The sequence below is a fragment of the Variovorax stachyos genome, from assembly GCF_051400855.1.
In the GTDB taxonomy this organism is placed as follows: Bacteria; Pseudomonadota; Gammaproteobacteria; order Burkholderiales; family Burkholderiaceae_C; genus Variovorax.
In genome coordinates, this window is sequence record NZ_JBLFFN010000004.1 from 178,397 (window position 1) to 193,061 (window position 14,665).

General features: G+C 68.2%; 14 protein-coding genes and 1 pseudogene. 11 read left to right on the plus strand and 4 right to left on the minus strand.

Translation table 11 applies throughout. From position 1 onward, the window contains the following. The first annotated feature begins 19 nt into the window (after positions 1-19). Both ACMGEZ_RS09015 and ACMGEZ_RS09020 read left to right on the plus strand, forming a co-directional pair. Positions 20-1,372: an efflux RND transporter periplasmic adaptor subunit gene (locus ACMGEZ_RS09015; protein ID WP_436821922.1), complete on the plus strand. Its 1,353-nt coding sequence runs from the start codon at positions 20-22 to the stop codon at positions 1,370-1,372. Beyond that, positions 1,366-3,459 carry a site-2 protease family protein gene (locus ACMGEZ_RS09020; protein WP_436821923.1) on the plus strand — a complete coding sequence of 698 codons (2,094 nt, stop codon included), beginning with the start codon at positions 1,366-1,368 and terminating at the stop codon, positions 3,457-3,459. Before ACMGEZ_RS09015 ends, ACMGEZ_RS09020 begins: the two co-directional genes overlap by 7 nt. 48 nt (positions 3,460-3,507) lie before the next feature. Here the strand turns inward: ACMGEZ_RS09020 and ACMGEZ_RS09025 are convergent, their stop codons facing one another. Both ACMGEZ_RS09025 and ACMGEZ_RS09030 read right to left on the minus strand, forming a co-directional pair. Then, on the minus strand, positions 3,508-3,837 hold the full coding sequence (locus ACMGEZ_RS09025) for a hypothetical protein (RefSeq protein ID WP_436821924.1): 330 nt from the start codon (positions 3,835-3,837) through the stop codon (positions 3,508-3,510). Between the two features lie 26 nt (positions 3,838-3,863). Continuing rightward, positions 3,864-4,190, minus strand: a complete 327-nt coding sequence (locus ACMGEZ_RS09030; protein ID WP_436821925.1) for a hypothetical protein — start codon at positions 4,188-4,190, stop codon at positions 3,864-3,866. 323 nt (positions 4,191-4,513) lie between these two features. Here ACMGEZ_RS09030 and ACMGEZ_RS09035 point away from each other — a divergent pair, with 323 nt between their 5' ends. The 8 genes and pseudogenes from ACMGEZ_RS09035 to ACMGEZ_RS09070 all read left to right on the plus strand — a co-directional run. Continuing rightward, positions 4,514-5,230, plus strand: coding sequence for a response regulator transcription factor (locus ACMGEZ_RS09035; protein WP_436821926.1), 717 nt, complete (start codon positions 4,514-4,516; stop codon positions 5,228-5,230). Then, complete coding sequence (locus tag ACMGEZ_RS09040; protein ID WP_436821927.1) at positions 5,220-6,950, plus strand: FecR family protein; 1,731 nt, start codon at positions 5,220-5,222, stop codon at positions 6,948-6,950. The genes ACMGEZ_RS09035 and ACMGEZ_RS09040 overlap by 11 nt, the downstream gene beginning before the upstream one ends. 39 nt (positions 6,951-6,989) lie before the next feature. Beyond that, entirely contained in the window at positions 6,990-8,957 is a 1,968-nt protein-coding gene (locus ACMGEZ_RS09045) for a CHASE2 domain-containing protein (RefSeq protein ID WP_436821928.1), read from the plus strand. Between the two features lie 51 nt (positions 8,958-9,008). Next, the gene (gene ftsH, locus ACMGEZ_RS09050; protein ID WP_436821929.1) at positions 9,009-11,021 is read left to right on the plus strand and encodes an ATP-dependent zinc metalloprotease FtsH; all 2,013 of its coding nucleotides are present in this window, start codon (positions 9,009-9,011) and stop codon (positions 11,019-11,021) included. A 13-nt stretch (positions 11,022-11,034) separates the two neighbouring features. Then, the gene (locus ACMGEZ_RS09055; protein ID WP_436821930.1) at positions 11,035-11,601 is read left to right on the plus strand and encodes a DUF4142 domain-containing protein; all 567 of its coding nucleotides are present in this window, start codon (positions 11,035-11,037) and stop codon (positions 11,599-11,601) included. 226 nt (positions 11,602-11,827) lie between these two features. Further along, positions 11,828-12,109, plus strand: a complete 282-nt coding sequence (locus ACMGEZ_RS09060; RefSeq protein WP_436821931.1) for a hypothetical protein — start codon at positions 11,828-11,830, stop codon at positions 12,107-12,109. Positions 12,110-12,590: 481 nt separating this feature from the next. Continuing rightward, positions 12,591-12,773 carry a hypothetical protein gene (locus ACMGEZ_RS09065; protein ID WP_436821932.1) on the plus strand — a complete coding sequence of 61 codons (183 nt, stop codon included), beginning with the start codon at positions 12,591-12,593 and terminating at the stop codon, positions 12,771-12,773. Between the two features lie 447 nt (positions 12,774-13,220). After that, positions 13,221-13,348, plus strand: a pseudogene (locus ACMGEZ_RS09070) (IS481 family transposase); the annotation flags it as partial. On the opposite strand, the gene ACMGEZ_RS09075 reads toward ACMGEZ_RS09070, so the two are convergent. Together ACMGEZ_RS09075 and ACMGEZ_RS09080 are read right to left on the minus strand one after the other, a co-directional pair. Then, positions 13,345-13,614 carry a GlsB/YeaQ/YmgE family stress response membrane protein gene (locus ACMGEZ_RS09075; protein WP_436821933.1) on the minus strand — a complete coding sequence of 90 codons (270 nt, stop codon included), beginning with the start codon at positions 13,612-13,614 and terminating at the stop codon, positions 13,345-13,347. The pseudogene ACMGEZ_RS09070 and the gene ACMGEZ_RS09075 overlap by 4 nt on opposite strands. Before the next feature lie 34 nt (positions 13,615-13,648). After that, a complete protein-coding gene (locus tag ACMGEZ_RS09080; RefSeq protein ID WP_436821934.1) occupies positions 13,649-13,960 on the minus strand; it encodes a hypothetical protein in 312 nt (103 codons plus the stop codon). 260 nt (positions 13,961-14,220) lie between these two features. On the opposite strand from ACMGEZ_RS09080, the gene ACMGEZ_RS09085 reads away from it, so the two are divergent. Then, on the plus strand, positions 14,221-14,466 hold the full coding sequence (locus ACMGEZ_RS09085; protein ID WP_436821935.1) for a hypothetical protein: 246 nt from the start codon (positions 14,221-14,223) through the stop codon (positions 14,464-14,466). Positions 14,467-14,665: the final 199 nt, after the last annotated feature.

The window sequence follows — 14,665 nt, forward strand, 5'->3', positions numbered from 1 at the left end:
TGCGCCGCGGAAATAAGCCATGACCGACCTGGCCTTCCATGCGCTGGCCGCGAAGGTGCGCGCCGCCCCGCGTGCGGCCGATCTCGCTTTCGTCATCTGCAACGAGACGCACGCGCTCGCCAGCTACCGGCAGGCGGCGCTGGTCGGCTACTTCGGCGCGCGGCGCACGCGGCTGGTGGGCCACTCGGGGCTGGCCGACGTCGAAGCGGATTCCCCCTATGCGCTGTGGCTCGCGGAGGTGGCCGACCACCTGCGGCCGCAGCTCGATGCGCTGCCCGCCGCGGCGCCCGTGCTGGCGCTGGCACCGGCGATGCTGCCGCCGGCGCTCGCAGCCTCCTGGGCCGACTGGCTGCCCGACCATGTCTGGGCGCTGCCGCTCGCGGGACCCGATGGCCGCGTGCGAGCGGTCCTGTTCCTGGCGCGAGAGACGCCGTGGCCTGCCGAGTTCGACGCCGGGGCGCCCGAGTACCTGCTGCTGCAGGCCGCCGCGACCTATGGCCATGCCTGGTGGGCCCTCACGGGCCGGCGGCGCTCCATCGGCACGCTGTGGCAAGGGCTCTGGGCGCGCAAGGCGCTGCGCTGGTCGCTGCTGCTGCTTCCACTGCTGCTGCTCGTGCCGGTGCGCGAGTACGCGCTGGTGCAGGCCGAGGTGGTATCCCTGCGCAGCCAGGTGATCGCCTCGCCGCGCGATGGCGTCATCAAGCGCATGGTGGTGCCGCCGAACACGCCGGTCGAGGCCGGGCAGACCCTCGCCGAGCTCGACGACACCACGCTCTTCAACCGCCTGGCCGTGGCGCAGGCGGCGCTGGCCAGCGCGCGCCTCGAACTGCACCAGGCCTCGCAGCGCGCCATCGAATCGCAAAGCGCCAAGGCCGAGCTCAACCTGGCCGAAGGCAAGCTGCGCGAGCGCGAGGTCGAGGTGGCCGGCCTGCAGCGCGAAGTGGCGCAGTTGTCGATCAAGGCGCCGGCGCAGGGCGTGTTCGTCTATTCCGATCCCGACGACTGGGCCGGGCGGCCGGTGCAGACGGGCGAGCGCGTCGGGCTGCTGGCCGACCCGGCCTCGCTGGGCGTGCAGGCGTGGGCACCGGTCAGCGAGGCGGTCAACCTCGCGCCGGGCGCGCCGATGACGCTGTTCCTGCGCGTCGCGCCGCTCGATCCCGTCTCCGCGCGGCTCGACTACGCCGGCTACCAGGCCGTCGAGGCGCCGAACGGCGTTGCGAGCTACCAGTTGCGTGGACATCTCGAAGAGACGGCGCCGGTCGCCCGCATCGGGCTGCGCGGCACGGCGCGCGTGTCGGGCGACTGGATCGTGCTGGGCTACCTGATGTTCCGCCGCCCCTTCGCGGCGATGCGGGAGTGGTGCGGATGCTGAGCCATGCCGCCGCCGGCCCCGCGCCCTGGCCCTCGCTGCGGGAAGAACTGCAGATCCATGCAGCGGGCGCGAACCGCGACGGTTCGCCCGCGTGGCACATCTGCGATCCGGTGCGCAATCTCTTCTTTCGCATCGGCTGGCTCGAATTCGAGATCCTGCAGCGCTGGTGCCTGGCCGATCCGCAACGCATCGCCCGCGAGGTCGCCGATGCCACCACGCTGGCGCCCGCGCCCGACGACGTGGACGGGTTCCGCAGCTTCCTCGAGCGCCATCAACTGCTGCGCGCAGCGCGGCAGAAGGCACCGATGCCGCTCTGGCGATGGCTGCTCGACAACTACCTGTTCATCCGCATCCCGCTGGTGCGGCCGGCGCAGTGGCTGCAGCGGCTCCTGCCCTGGGTGGGGTGGCTGTTCACGCGCTGGTTCGCGGGCCTGAGCGCACTCGCCGCGGTCGGCGGCCTGGTGCTCGCGGCCCGGCAATGGGACACGGTCGAAGCCAATCTCCGCGGCGCGCTGAGCTGGGAAGGGGTGGTGGGCTTCGCCGGCGCGCTGCTCGTTTCCAAGCTGCTGCACGAGCTGGGCCACGCGCTGGTTTCCACCAAGCTCGGCGTGCGCGTCGGTCACATGGGCGTGGCGTTGCTCGTGATGTGGCCCATGGCCTACACCGACACCGGCGAGAGCTGGAAGCTGGAGCGCTCGCGCCATCGCTTCGCGATCGCCTCGGCGGGCATCGCCTCCGAACTGGTGTTGGCAGCATGGTCGACGCTGCTCTGGGCCTTCCTGCCCGATGGCGACCTGCGCAGCGCGCTGTTCTTCCTGGCCACCACCGCCTGGGTGATGACCTTGCTGATCAACGCCAGCCCCTTCATGCGCTTCGACGGCTACTACATGCTGGCCGACGCGATCGACTTCCCGGGCCTGCACGAGCGCGCGGGGCAGCAGGCAAGGCATTTCCTGCGGCGCTGGCTGCTCGGCCTGGACGACCCGCTGCCGGAGACGCTGTCGAGCGGCTTCCGTCGGCTGCTGATCGCCTTCGCGTTCGCGACCTGGCTCTACCGGCTGGTGCTGTTCGTCGGCATCGCGCTGGTGGTCTACCACGCCTTCTTCAAGGCCCTCGGCGTGTTCCTCTTCTTCGTCGAGATGGTCGTCTTCGTCGGCCGCCCGGTGATGGCCGAACTGCGCGTGTGGCGCGAGCGCCGCGCCGAGATCCCGCGCCGGCGCAAGCTCGGATGGCTGCTTGCAATCGTGATGGCAGGGCTGGTGCTGTGGGTGCCGTGGCATGCCGGGATCAGCGCGCCGGGCGTGATCAAGGCCGGCTCTGAGCAGCCCGTTTATTCGCCCTTCGCGGCACGCGTGACGGCACTGGACATCGCGGAAGGCGCCGACGTCCAGGCTGGTCGCGAATTGCTGATGCTCGATGCCCCGACCCAGGCCGAGGAACGCGACAAGGCGCGCGCCCTGGCCCTGGCCTACACGCGTGCCGCGCGCGGTGCGCTGGGCCTGGACGAAGGGCCTGCCGCGCAGTTGGCGGTGGCCGAGCAGCAGGCGAGCCGCTGGGAGGCCGAGGGCCGCGCGCGCGAGGCCGAGCTGCTGCGTCTGCGGCTGGTCGCCTCGCAGCCCGGCGAAGTGCGGGACGTCGACCCGCTGGTGGGGCAGGGCACCTGGGTTGCGCCGTCGCAGCTCATCGCGATGGTGGTCGACGGGCGGCGCTGGCGCGTCGAGGCGCTGGTGCCCGAGCATGACCGGCAGCGCCTGTCGCGCGGCAGCCCGGCGACGGTCATCGTGAAGGGGCGCACGCGCAAGCTGCAAGGGCAGGTGCGCGCCATCGACGGGAGCCCCGTCAAGCGCCTGCCGCACCTGCTACTGGCGCAGGACCACGGCGGCCCGATCGCGCTCAACCCGACGCGGCCGAAGACCGAGCTGCGGCCGGCGCAAGCGTGGTTCCGCGTTCTCGTGGAGGGCGAATCGGAGAGCCCGCTGGCTGCGGTGCGCGAGGTGACAGTGCACTTCGAAGGCACGCGCGAGAGTATTGCGCGCAACTGGATCGACAACGCCGTGTCGGTCGTGATTCAGCAGTCGGGTTTCTGACTCATGTGCAGACGCGAAGACGCCTGGACTCGCGACCGCTGCCGGCAGTCACGACTTGTTTGCGCGCGCGTCGCGCAGGCACGGCCACGATTTCCTGAAGCGCTGGACCATCCGGGTCTTGCAGGCGCTGTCGCGTTCGGTCTCGAGCACGGCGATGATCATCCATTGGGCCGGATCGAGGTGAAGGTCTTCGGCCAGCGCACCCGCGATCACCGGCGAGAGCCGGCCCCGGCTTCGCGCAGTGCGCAATGCTTCTTCAGACAGGCCCAGGCGAAGCGCCCAGGCGCGCAGGTTGTCCTGCTGGAGCGCCTTGTCCAGCAGATCCATGGTCGTGGGCGCCGGGCACCCGGAGGCTGGCTGGTTGAAGATGCTGGTCATGGTCGAAGGACCTGCGGTGCCTGCGCTCAGTGGCCCGCCGAGCAGGCCAGCGTTCTTCGAGGAGAAGGGCGGGCGAAGCGTTCGAGCATGGTCCGGCCGAGCCGGGTGATCTCGTCCACCGTTGCCGGCAGCTGTCGCTGGCTGCGGTGCAGGCCGCCAGCCGGATGCATGGCTTCCGGGATGGCGGCCTTGATGGAGCCGGCCAGTTTCAGGATTCTCAAGGTCTCGATCTCGCCATCGTCGACGACGCGGATGGGCAGCCTCGTGTTCGCGAGGCGATACAGCAGTTCGAGAGGTTGGGGAAAGGCGCCATGCGGCGCTTCGTTTCCTGTTGCGATATGGGACGTGTGCATGCGTTCAGAAAAATTGAAAGTTCAAGAGGGCAGGCGTCTTGCCTTGCCCGCACGCACCCGGGCCGGGTGTGTCTGGAGCGTGAATGTAGGCAAGCCTTGCACGCCAGACAATCGAATTGACAATGCATAAGAATTGGTGCCAACGAGCGACGGCGGCGTCATCCAGGACGTGCGACGAACAGGTGTGCAGTCCTACACGAGCGGGCTGGAATTGACATTGTTTGACAATCCGCCGCGGCTTCCGCGTCACCTGACCAGTACACTTTCTCGCTCATCGAAGCCTCGCTGCGTTGCGGGCGCTCAACAATAAGGTAGTACAAGAAATGCGAGTTGCCGCACTGGACGACGACGTCGATCAGCTCGACCTCGTCAGGTGCACTTTGCAAGCCATCGGGCACGACTGCCACGTCTTCTCGGAGGGGGCGGCGCTGCGGCGCGAGCTGCAGCGCGAGACCTTCGATCTCCTGGTGCTGGACTGGCACCTGCCCGACATCACCGGCCCCGAGATCGTGCGATGGGTCCGTGCCAATGTGCAGGCGCGAATTCCTATCCTCTTCGTCACCAATCGCCATGAAGAGCGGGACGTGGTCGAGGGCCTGACCGCGGGGGCGGACGACTTCATGGTCAAGCCGGTGCGCGTCGGCGAACTGGCAGCGCGCGTGCGGGCGCTGCTGCGACGCGCCTACATGGACCCGCCGCCCGAAGAGCAGGTATGGGGACGCTATCGCTTCGTGCTGGCGAGCCGCCAGCTGGAGATCGACGGCAAGCCGGTGGCGCTCACGCAGAAGGAGTTCGACCTGGCCTTGTTCCTGTTCCGCAACGCGGGGCGCCTGATCTCGCGCAAGCATTTGCTGGAGACGATCTGGGGCGTCGCCAATCCACCCGGGACCGAGCTGATGTCGCGCTCGCTCGACACGCATATCTCCCGCGTGCGAACCGTCCTCGGCCTGCGTCCCGACAGCGGCTATCGGCTGGCCTCCATCTACGGACAGGGCTACCGCTTCGAAGTGCTCGGCAACGATGACGGCCATGTCGCGTGAGCCGGCGGCGCGAGCCGCACGCCGCCACGCGAGCCGCATCGGGCAGTGCCTCGCCGCCTTGCAACTGGCGCTGCACGCGGCGCTGGCCTTCTCGCCCCCGGCCGCCGCCGCCGAGCCGGACCTCGTGCATGCGGTGCAGGCCGGCGAGACGCTCTATGGGCTGGCCGAGCAATACACGGGCCGCTCCGATCGCTGGCAGCTTCTGCAGCAGCACAACAAGATCGCCGATCCGCATCGCATCGAGCCTGGCACACGCGTTCGCATCCCGGCTGCGCTGCTGGTCTTCGGGCCGAGCTTCGCGACCGTGGCTTACGTCACGGGCGAAGTCCGCCAGTTCGCCGCGAACGATGCGCAGGCGCAGCCCGTGCAGGCGGGCGCGCGCCTGGCGGAGGGCACCCGCATCGAAGTCGGAGCCGACGGCTACCTGCGACTTGCGCTGAGCGACGGCTCGGTGGTGCGCGTGCCGGCGAACTCGACGGTGCGGCTCGCCGGCGTCCGTCGCCAGGAGGCACTGCAGGCCAACGAAACCCTGATCCAGCTCGATTCGGGCCGTGTGGATGTCTCGGCGCAGCCGCTGCGCGGCGGATCGGGCCGCTTCGAGATCCGCACGCCGCTGGCGGTGGCCAGCGTGCGCGGTACCGAGTTCGGCGTTGCCATCCAGCCCGATGCCGGCGTCACCGGCGAGGTCACGCACGGCGCCGTCGATCTGAAGGGCCGCGCTCGCAGCTCGGGCCCGCGCGGCGTGCGCGAGCAGCGGCTGCAAGCGGGCGAGGGCGCGCGCGTGAGCCGTGCCGGCACGGTCGGCCCCGTGCGCCAGCTGCCCGCGGCACCCCGGCTTGCAACGCTGCCGGCCACCATCACCGATGCCGACTTCGTTCGCCTGCCGCTGCCTGCCGTGCCGGGCGTGGCGGCGTACCGCGTCCGCATCGCGAGGGATCCGGCGATGGAGCAGGTCGTGCGCAACGGCCTGTTCGAAACCGGCGAACTGCAGTTCGCCGGCCTCGAAGATGGCGACTACACGGTGGCAGTGCGCGGCGTAGATGCGGAAGGCCTCACCGGGCTCGAGAGCACGCGCGCGCTCCGCGTCAAGGCGCGGCCGGTCGCGCCGCTCTCGCAAGGGCCTGCGCCCGGCGAAAGAATCGTCGGCAGCACGGTCGAATTCAGCTGCGCGCAGCCGGCCGGCATCCGGCACTTCAGGCTGCAGGTCGCGAGCGACGAGTCCTTCCAGAACTTGCGCATGGACGATTCGGAGCTCCAGGAATGCCGGCGCTCCGTTCGGTTGCCTGTCGGCCGCTACTTCTGGCGCGTGGCCTCCGTCGCCCTCGCGCCCGACGGAAAGACCGACCAGGGGCCGTTCAGCGGAGCCCGGCGCTTCGAGGTGGTGGAGCCGCCGCCGGTGCCGCCGCCGCCCAGGTTCGGCGACGCCGACGGGGCGCTGCAGCTCTACTGGTCGGCGCTGCCCGGCTATCGCTACCGCGTGGAGGTGGCGCGCGACGGCGGCTTCGCGGACCTGGTCCAGGCAGAGACGCACTCCGAGGCCTTCCTGCACCTGAAGGCACTGCAGCCCGGCACCTATTACGTGCGGATGCAGGCCATCACGCCCCAGGGCGATGCGGGCGCCTTCTCGGTGCCGCAGGCGGTGCGGATCGGCCCGGTCGTGCGCGATGCGAGCGGCAGCGCCGTTCATGACGGCGATGGCCGTCCCATCGGCCGGCAGTAGCGCCTCACCGCACCTTCTGCGAAGACGCATTCGCCGCGCATGCCTGACCATCGCACCACCGCCTCATCGCCTCGCCTGCCGTGGCGCTGGCTCGAATGGCTGGGCCTGGCGATCCTCGTCGCGGGTCTGGTGCTCGTCGTGGACCGCACCGGCTGGCTGCAGGGGCCCAACCGCTGGCTGCAGGACGCGCTGATGTTCCTGCAGGCACGCCCTGCCGATCGCAGCGCGGTGGTGATCGTCGCGATCGACGACAAGAGCGTCGCGGCCCTGGGCCGCTGGCCCTGGCGGCGCTCCTTCCATGCCCAGCTGATCGACCGCATCGACAAGGATGGGCCGCGCGCCATCGGCATGGACCTGCTCCTGATCGAGCCGGATCAGCGCTACCCGGCCGACGAAGCCGCGCTCGCCGCCGCGCTGGGCCGCAGCGGCAAGGTGGTGCTTCCGCTGATGATGCAGAGCCACAACGGCGAGCCTGTCGTGGTGGAGCCGCTGCCCGCCCTGCGCCGCCGCGCGGGAGCATTGGGGCATGTGCACCTGGACATCGACAACGACGGCGTGGCACGCAGCGTGTACCTGCGCGAGGGGCTGGGCGGCCGCCAGTGGGACCACTTCAGCGTCGCCATGCGCAAGATCGGCGAAGGCCGGGCCGATGCCCCGCCTCGCAAGGGCGACGCCGAAGCCGGCGATGCGGACGGCGTGCCCGCCTGGCAGCGTTCGCGGCGGCTGACCATCTCCTTCGCGGGGCCGCCCGGGCATTTCCGGCAGGTGTCCTATGTCGACGTGCTGGACGGCACGGTGGCGCCGGGCACCTTCGAGGGCAAGTACGTGCTGATCGGCGCCACCGCGGCCGGGCTGGGCGACCTGTACGCCACGCCGGTCTCGAACCGCTCGAGGCTGATGTCCGGCGTCGAGCTGTCGGCGAACGTGCTCGACAGCCTGGAGAGCGGCCGCAGCATGGCCCCGTTGCCCGCGCGGCTGAACGCGGCGTTCAATCTTCTTCCGGCGCTGCTCGCGCTGGCGGGCATGGCCTTCGTCGGCCCGCTTGCGGCGCTGCTGCTCACGCTGACCCTGGTGCTGCTGCCGGTGGCGGCCGCTGCGGGTGCAGCGCGCTACGGCCTGCAGTTCGCGCCCGCCGCGGGCATGCTCGGCGTGGCCGCGGCCTACGGTCTCTGGAGCTGGCGAAAGCTCGATGCCGCCACCCGCTACCTGATGGAAGAATTCAGGCGCCTGCACGCCGACAGCCGCATGGCAGGCCTGTCGGGCCCCGCGCTCGGCAGCGGCGATTTCGTCGGCCGTCGCATCGATGCGCTGGGACAGGTGGCCGAGCAACTGAGAAACCTGCAGCGCCAGCGCGACGATGCGATGCGCTTTCTCAGCCATGACATGCGCGCGCCGCTGGCTTCCATCCTCGCGCTGCTGAATCTGCAGCGGGAGAATCCCTCCGCGCTGGCGCCGGAGCAGGTCCAGGAGCGCATCGAACGCCACGCCAGGAAGGCGCTGGGGCTCGCGGACGATTTCACGCAGCTGGTGCGGGCGCAGTCGCACAGCTACCGCTTCGAGTCCTGCAACCTGGTGGATGTGCTGCTCGAATGCGTGGACGATGCGTGGGAAGCGACCCGGCGCCATGGCATCGAGATCGTCATGTCGCCGGCGCCGGACCTGGCGCACAGCCGCATCGACAGGGACCTCGTGGCCCGGGCCATCACCAACCTCCTGGGCAATGCGCTCAAGTTCTCGCCCGCCGGTTCGTCGGTGCGCTGCGCCATCGAGGCGCTGCCGCACGAATGGGCCGTGCTCGTGCAGGACCAGGGACCGGGCATCGACGAGGAGCTTCGGGCCCAGCTCTTCGAGCCTTTTGCACGAGGCCGCGCAGGGTTCCACGTCGAGGGAGCGGGCCTCGGGCTGGCCTTCGTCAAGACCGTGGCCCAGCGGCATGGGGGCAGGGTGGTGCTGGAGAGCGTGCCGGGGCAGGGCAGCGCGTTCCGGTTGATCCTGCCGCGCGCCTGAAGCGAAGACGAAGCATGGTTACCATGAACTCCGCACTTCGGAGACCCGCACATGGCATGGCCGACGCTCTCCCGCGACAAGCAAGCTCAGCGCCCCGCTGCGCCGCCTGGGCAGCCGCCCGGGCCGGGCAACCAGTCCGCGCTGCCGCCGCGCAAGGCGTGGCTGACCTTCGCCCTGATCCTGCTGGCCAACTACTTCCTGATGCGGCTGCTGTTCCCCGACCCGGCGGCGCCGGCCACGGTGCCGTACACGGCCTTCAAGGAACAGGTCGCCAAGGGCAACGTGCAGTCGATCTACAGCCAGGGGGCCAACATCGAAGGGCGCTTCGTCGAGCCGGTGACCTGGCCGCCGCCGGGCGAAACGACGGGGCCGCGCGCGGCGCCGGTGCAGGTGAAGCCGCGCCAGGTGGAGACCTTCAAGACCACGCTGCCGACCTTCGTCAGTCCGGGGCTCGAGACCTTCCTGATCGACCATAAGGTCGAGATCCGTGCCGATCCGCTGCAGGCGGGCGGAGGCTGGGCTTCGTTGCTGTTCGGCTTCGGTCCGGCGTTGCTCATCATCCTGTTCTACGTCTGGATGTTTCGCCGCGCCGGCGGCGGCGGCATGGGGCTGATGGGCCTGGGCGGCAGCAAGGCGCGACGCTACGACCTGGAGATGCAGACCCGCGTCACCTTTGCCGACGTGGCCGGCATCGACGAGGCGGAGAACGAACTCGTGGAGGTGGTCGACTTCCTGAAGTCGCCCGAGAAGTACACCCGCCTCGGCGGCACCGCACCCAAGGGCGTGCTGCTGATCGGCGCGCCGGGCACCGGCAAGACGCTGCTGGCCAAGGCGGTGGCCGGCGAGGCCGGCGTGCCCTTCTTCTCGATGAGCGCGGCCGAGTTCGTCGAGATGATCGTCGGCGTCGGCGCCGCGCGCGTGCGCGACCTGTTCAAGCAGGCGCGCGAGCACGCGCCCTCGATCATCTTCATCGACGAGATCGACTCCATCGGCCGGGCCCGCGGCCAGATCGCGGTCGGCGGCTCGGGCGAGCAGGAGCAGACGCTGAACCAGATCCTCACGGAGATGGACGGCTTCTCGGGACGAGAGGGAATCATCGTGCTCGCCGCGACCAACCAGCCCGATGTGCTCGACCGCGCGCTGCTGCGGCCCGGCCGCTTCGACCGGCGCGTGGTCGTCAACCTGCCGGACAAGAACGGGCGCGAAGCCATCCTGAAGGTCCATACCCGCAAGGTGCCGCTGGCGCCGGACGTCGACCTGGCCGACATCGCATCCACGACGCCCGGGCTCTCCGGCGCGGACCTGAAGAACCTCGTCAACGAGGCGGCGCTGCTGGCCGCGCGGCGCAGCCAGGACCGGGTGAGGCACAAGGACATCCTGGATGCGCTCGAGAAGATCGTGCTGGGGCCCGAGCGGCCGCTGCTGCTGAGTGCCGAGGACCGCGAGCGCATTGCGTACCACGAGAGCGGCCACGCGATCCTCGGCCTGGTGGTGCCCGGCGCGGACCCGGTCCATCGCGTCACGATCGTGCCGCGTGGGCAGGCCCTCGGCGTGACCTACCAGCGGCCCCAGACCGACCGCTACAACTACCCCGAGGCCTACCTGCGCGCCCGCATCATCGGCATGCTGGGCGGCCGCGCGGCCGAGGAGATCGTCTATGGCAGCCGCACGACCGGCGCCGAAAGCGACATCGAGCAGGCGACCCAGCTCGCGCGCAACATGGTGACGCGCTGGGGCATGAGCGACAAGCTGGGCATGGTGCAGCTTGCTCCGCGCGAGAACCGGTACCTGGGCGGCGCGCTCGGCCTGGGCGGGGACCGGCCCTTCAGCGAGGAGACGGCGCGCGTGGTCGATGCCGAGGTGCAGCGCATCATCGGCGAGTGCCACGAGTCGGCGAAGCGCCTGCTGCTCGAGCATCGCCGCGCGCTCGACGCGCTGGTCGCGGCGCTGCTGGAGCGCGAGACGCTCGGCGAGCAGGAGATCCTGGAAGTGACCGGGCTGCCCGGCGCGCCACAGCTCGAGAACAAGCCGCTGCGGCTGGCGAGGGCCGCCGCGGCTTCATGACTGGAGCCAGACCATGAACGATGAATCGCTTCCCTTGAACAAGCGGCGCATCTTGATCGCCCTTGCGGCCGCGGTGATCGCGGGTTCGGCGGCGGCTGCCGACCCACCCCGTTCCGGCGGCGGGCTCACGGGCGGCGCAAGAAAGGTCAGCGACGGGGACAACGTCTTCCTGCGCAGCGCCGCCCAGGCCGGGCTGTATGAAGTCGAGGTCTCCAGGCGGGCGGCGCAACGAGCGCGCTCGCCGCAGGTGAAGAAGTTCGCAAGCATGCTGGTGCAACATCACACCGCATCCAACGACCAGCTCAGGAGGCTGGCCGCGAGCAAGGATGTTCAATTGCCCAACGACATGCCCGAAGAGAAGAAACGGAAGATCGCCGCGCTGGAAAAGCACGAAGGCGCAGCCTTCGACCGCGCCTTCGTTCGGGAGGTCGGCATCGCCGACCACCAGGCCGACATCAAGCTGTTCCAGGATGCCGTCCGCTCGGCCGAGGATGCCGACATCAAGCAATGGGCGAACCTGACGCTGCCGGTGCTTCAGGAGCACCTGACCACTGCGCAAGGCCTGGCCGCGGCGAAGTAGCTTCTTCGGCATGCCGCGGCCGGCGGCGGCGCCTGGTGAAAGGCGCTGCCCACCACGGATTGAGCTGGCGGAGCTCAATCGCAGGCGTCGCCTTTGGCGGTCCGGCAGCCGAACGCCCGGAAACAAGCCTGGTAGAACCGTCCACACCAGTCCGGATGGCCGGCTCACGGTAGTGATCGAGGGCGGAAAAGTTGTCACAGTCATAATCAAGTGAAGGGCCGCAGCGATGGATGAATTCAAATCTCGCCAACTCGCGCAGATGCATATTGGTATTGCCGATTTCCGTGAGGGGAAGATTTCACTCAACAAGCTTCTGTCCAGGCTCGAAGGCGCCGCCCGCGCAGTCGGCCAAGAATTCTGGGAACAGAACGTCTTCGACACCGTGTTGAACCTTGAGCAGATCAATGCGGATGTGGTTGAAGAGCGGAGAGCGCTGACGCCATCTGAACAGATGCAAGTCGAATCGTTGATTGTTCAACTAGAGAAGCAGTTGAGCCAGTCCGATTGATGGTTGATCTCCCGGACCCATGAGGTCACCAACGATGGAAAGGTAGCGCACCAGCACCAAAATCACACCGGTAAGCACGCAGGCGAACGGCAATTTCCTGATGAATGGACTGGCACGACGACCATCAATGCGCCATACGAGAATATTCTTCCGAGTTTTCCAGCAGAGCGTGTCCTGGTGGACGTTCTAACCAACAGGAGTGACGATGCTTAATGAAAGCGCCGCAAGATCTCTTTGGAAATTATTCCGTCCGGGTTTCTCTGGGCGTGATCCGAGCAAGCGAACGAATGGGCGGCCTCCATGTACGGCCGAGGCCTTGGTCTTCCACCGGAAGTAGAGTCGTCGCTTGTGAGCTACCAGTGGTCTAAAGATCCGGCGCGCCTCGTGGCATTGGCTATTGTGGTGCTGGAAGGTTTCTATTTCGATGTGAGCCGCAGAACCCGTCTGAACGGCGGTCTTGCTCGCTGATGGAGTGATCGGCTTGGATCATGCGTTCACCCTTCTAGGCTTCGACGGCGTCATCACCGATGATCTGCAACCTTCTATTCGTCGAGTGGCAGATGTCCTCTGGTTGTTGAAACGGAACGCCGACATGGACGCTATAACGCCAAGTGACGGTAGCCTGCTTGCCGAGGCATTGCGCGACCTTGCTGAGGAAGGCTAGTGACTGACGAAAAGATGGAACGGAGTCACACTAGTCCCAGTCCCGAAGCCGCAGTTAACGAGCGTCTGGTATGAAGCGTCAGGCACCACACCCAAGGACTGGCTCTATGCGGACCACCTGGGTACCATCGCGCGCACGGCCAATGCGACGGGTGCCTCACGGACATTTACAGCTATGGGCTCTACGGGTAGTCCAACACCACGTCGGGGCCGCGGTTCAGGTACACCGGCCAGGAACTCATCGGCGAGTCGCGCTATGCCACTACAAGGCGCGCTTCTACTCGCTGAGCCTGGCCGGTTCCTGCAGACGGATCCGAATGGCTACAAGGATGACGTCAACCTGTCTGCCTAAGTGGCGTAACCCGGCGAACCGAACTGACCTTCCGGCTTGATCGCCAGTAGGCAGCGGCCCTGGCTGCTGGCGTTGAGGAGCCCTAGCGGATCGGGCCGCGCGGCTTGGCTGTCTGCGTTCCTGAGCTACTACAACCCCTGCCCCGCACGCCACGCTCCGCCCTGGGCTACATGCCTCCCGCTTCCCGACCTGGCGGGAACAACCTATTGCAACTCGACAGCTAGCGCACCCTGCCTCGCCGGAACAGATTGACGATCGCAAGCAGTATCACGGCGCCGATCAGCGAGGCCACCAGCCCCATGATGCTGAAGTCGTTCTGATTGACGGTCCCGGAACCCAGCAGCGGCGCAATGAGCCAGCCGCCGATGACCGAACCGACGATGCCCACCACCACGTTGAGGATGAGGCCCTGCTGCGCATCCGTCCTCATGATCATGCTGGCGATCCAGCCGATGATCCCGCCGACGATCAGCCAAATGATTATGTTCATCTTGTTCTCCAGGCAGTTGGTGCCAGTTGTGGGATCAGCGGCGGCTGCGCATCGCGCTCATGAGCAGCGCACCCAGGATGACGCCGCCTGCCGCTGCGATAGCGACGGCGCGTCCGGGTTGCTCGGCCACGTAGTGGGTGCCTTGCTCGGCGGCTCGGCCCATTTGCTCCTTCGCTGCCGTCAGCTTCTTGCCGGCGGCGTTGACGGCGTTCTGGGCGTACTCCTTTCCGGAGTCGATCACCTGGCGCGCTGCCTGCTTCGCAAGTTCCGCGGCGTTGGCTTTCTCTTCAGCGGTCTGGTTGGCTTGGGCCGAACCGGGGCTCAAGGATTCGGGATAGTTCTCCATGGCAACTCCTTGGATGAAAGGATGAAAAGACGGTCGAGCCGACCGGCGGACCCATTGATACGACGTCACCGATGGTCGCCATCGTCGGCGCTCAGCCGCAGCTTGTGTAGGGCGGTGGCCCATGGGGCACGTCCACGCTTCGCCGGCGCACGCGCCGGGCGCCCGAGGCTTGCCTGCGCCTGCGCTGGGTCCGCTCCTACGTGGGCACGTCAAGGCCGGCGTCAATCTGGCTTTCCACTCTGAAAACCGAAGGAAGCACCATGAAAGACCAGCCGAAGACCCCGCAGCAGAACACGCCCACGCCCGCACAGAAAGCCATGAAGCAGGAGGCGAAGACGCCCGCGGAACGCGATGAGATCGTGGGGCCCAACGATGGGCCGGCGACGACGGCCAGGAATCAGCCGGTGCGGCCTGGCGACGCGGGCGTCGGCGAGTCCGGGAACCAGGGCAGCTCTCCGTACCAGGATCGCAGCCGGCCGGAGGAGTCCGCCCGCGAGAACGATTGACGCGTCTCGCGAACTCAGCTCAAACGCTGGCCGATCATCATCGGCAAGGCCCGTCGCCGCGGCAGGCAGTCCGAACAGGCCCGCGCTGAGCGCGCCTGTCGCGATGCTTGAAGCAGATTTTTTGCTTCAGAATGGCCTCATGAGCTCACTCCCCCTCGACACCGGCAGCCTGACTTGGGTCGAGGCGTGCCTGAAGGAT

What these genes read in the sequence shown, in the direction of transcription:
- ACMGEZ_RS09015 (WP_436821922.1), top strand. Translation starts at nt 20, where the DNA reads ATGACCGACCTGGCCTTCCATGCGCTGGCCGCGAAGGTGCGCGCCGCC.
- ACMGEZ_RS09020 (WP_436821923.1), top strand. Translation starts at nt 1,366, where the DNA reads ATGCTGAGCCATGCCGCCGCCGGCCCCGCGCCCTGGCCCTCGCTGCGG.
- ACMGEZ_RS09025 (WP_436821924.1), bottom strand. Translation starts at nt 3,837, where the DNA reads ATGACCAGCATCTTCAACCAGCCAGCCTCCGGGTGCCCGGCGCCCACG.
- ACMGEZ_RS09030 (WP_436821925.1), bottom strand. Translation starts at nt 4,190, where the DNA reads ATGCACACGTCCCATATCGCAACAGGAAACGAAGCGCCGCATGGCGCC.
- ACMGEZ_RS09035 (WP_436821926.1), top strand. Translation starts at nt 4,514, where the DNA reads ATGCGAGTTGCCGCACTGGACGACGACGTCGATCAGCTCGACCTCGTC.
- ACMGEZ_RS09040 (WP_436821927.1), top strand. Translation starts at nt 5,220, where the DNA reads ATGTCGCGTGAGCCGGCGGCGCGAGCCGCACGCCGCCACGCGAGCCGC.
- ACMGEZ_RS09045 (WP_436821928.1), top strand. Translation starts at nt 6,990, where the DNA reads ATGCCTGACCATCGCACCACCGCCTCATCGCCTCGCCTGCCGTGGCGC.
- ftsH (WP_436821929.1), top strand. Translation starts at nt 9,009, where the DNA reads ATGGCATGGCCGACGCTCTCCCGCGACAAGCAAGCTCAGCGCCCCGCT.
- ACMGEZ_RS09055 (WP_436821930.1), top strand. Translation starts at nt 11,035, where the DNA reads ATGAACGATGAATCGCTTCCCTTGAACAAGCGGCGCATCTTGATCGCC.
- ACMGEZ_RS09060 (WP_436821931.1), top strand. Translation starts at nt 11,828, where the DNA reads ATGGATGAATTCAAATCTCGCCAACTCGCGCAGATGCATATTGGTATT.
- ACMGEZ_RS09075 (WP_436821933.1), bottom strand. Translation starts at nt 13,614, where the DNA reads ATGAACATAATCATTTGGCTGATCGTCGGCGGGATCATCGGCTGGATC.
- ACMGEZ_RS09080 (WP_436821934.1), bottom strand. Translation starts at nt 13,960, where the DNA reads ATGGAGAACTATCCCGAATCCTTGAGCCCCGGTTCGGCCCAAGCCAAC.
- ACMGEZ_RS09085 (WP_436821935.1), top strand. Translation starts at nt 14,221, where the DNA reads ATGAAAGACCAGCCGAAGACCCCGCAGCAGAACACGCCCACGCCCGCA.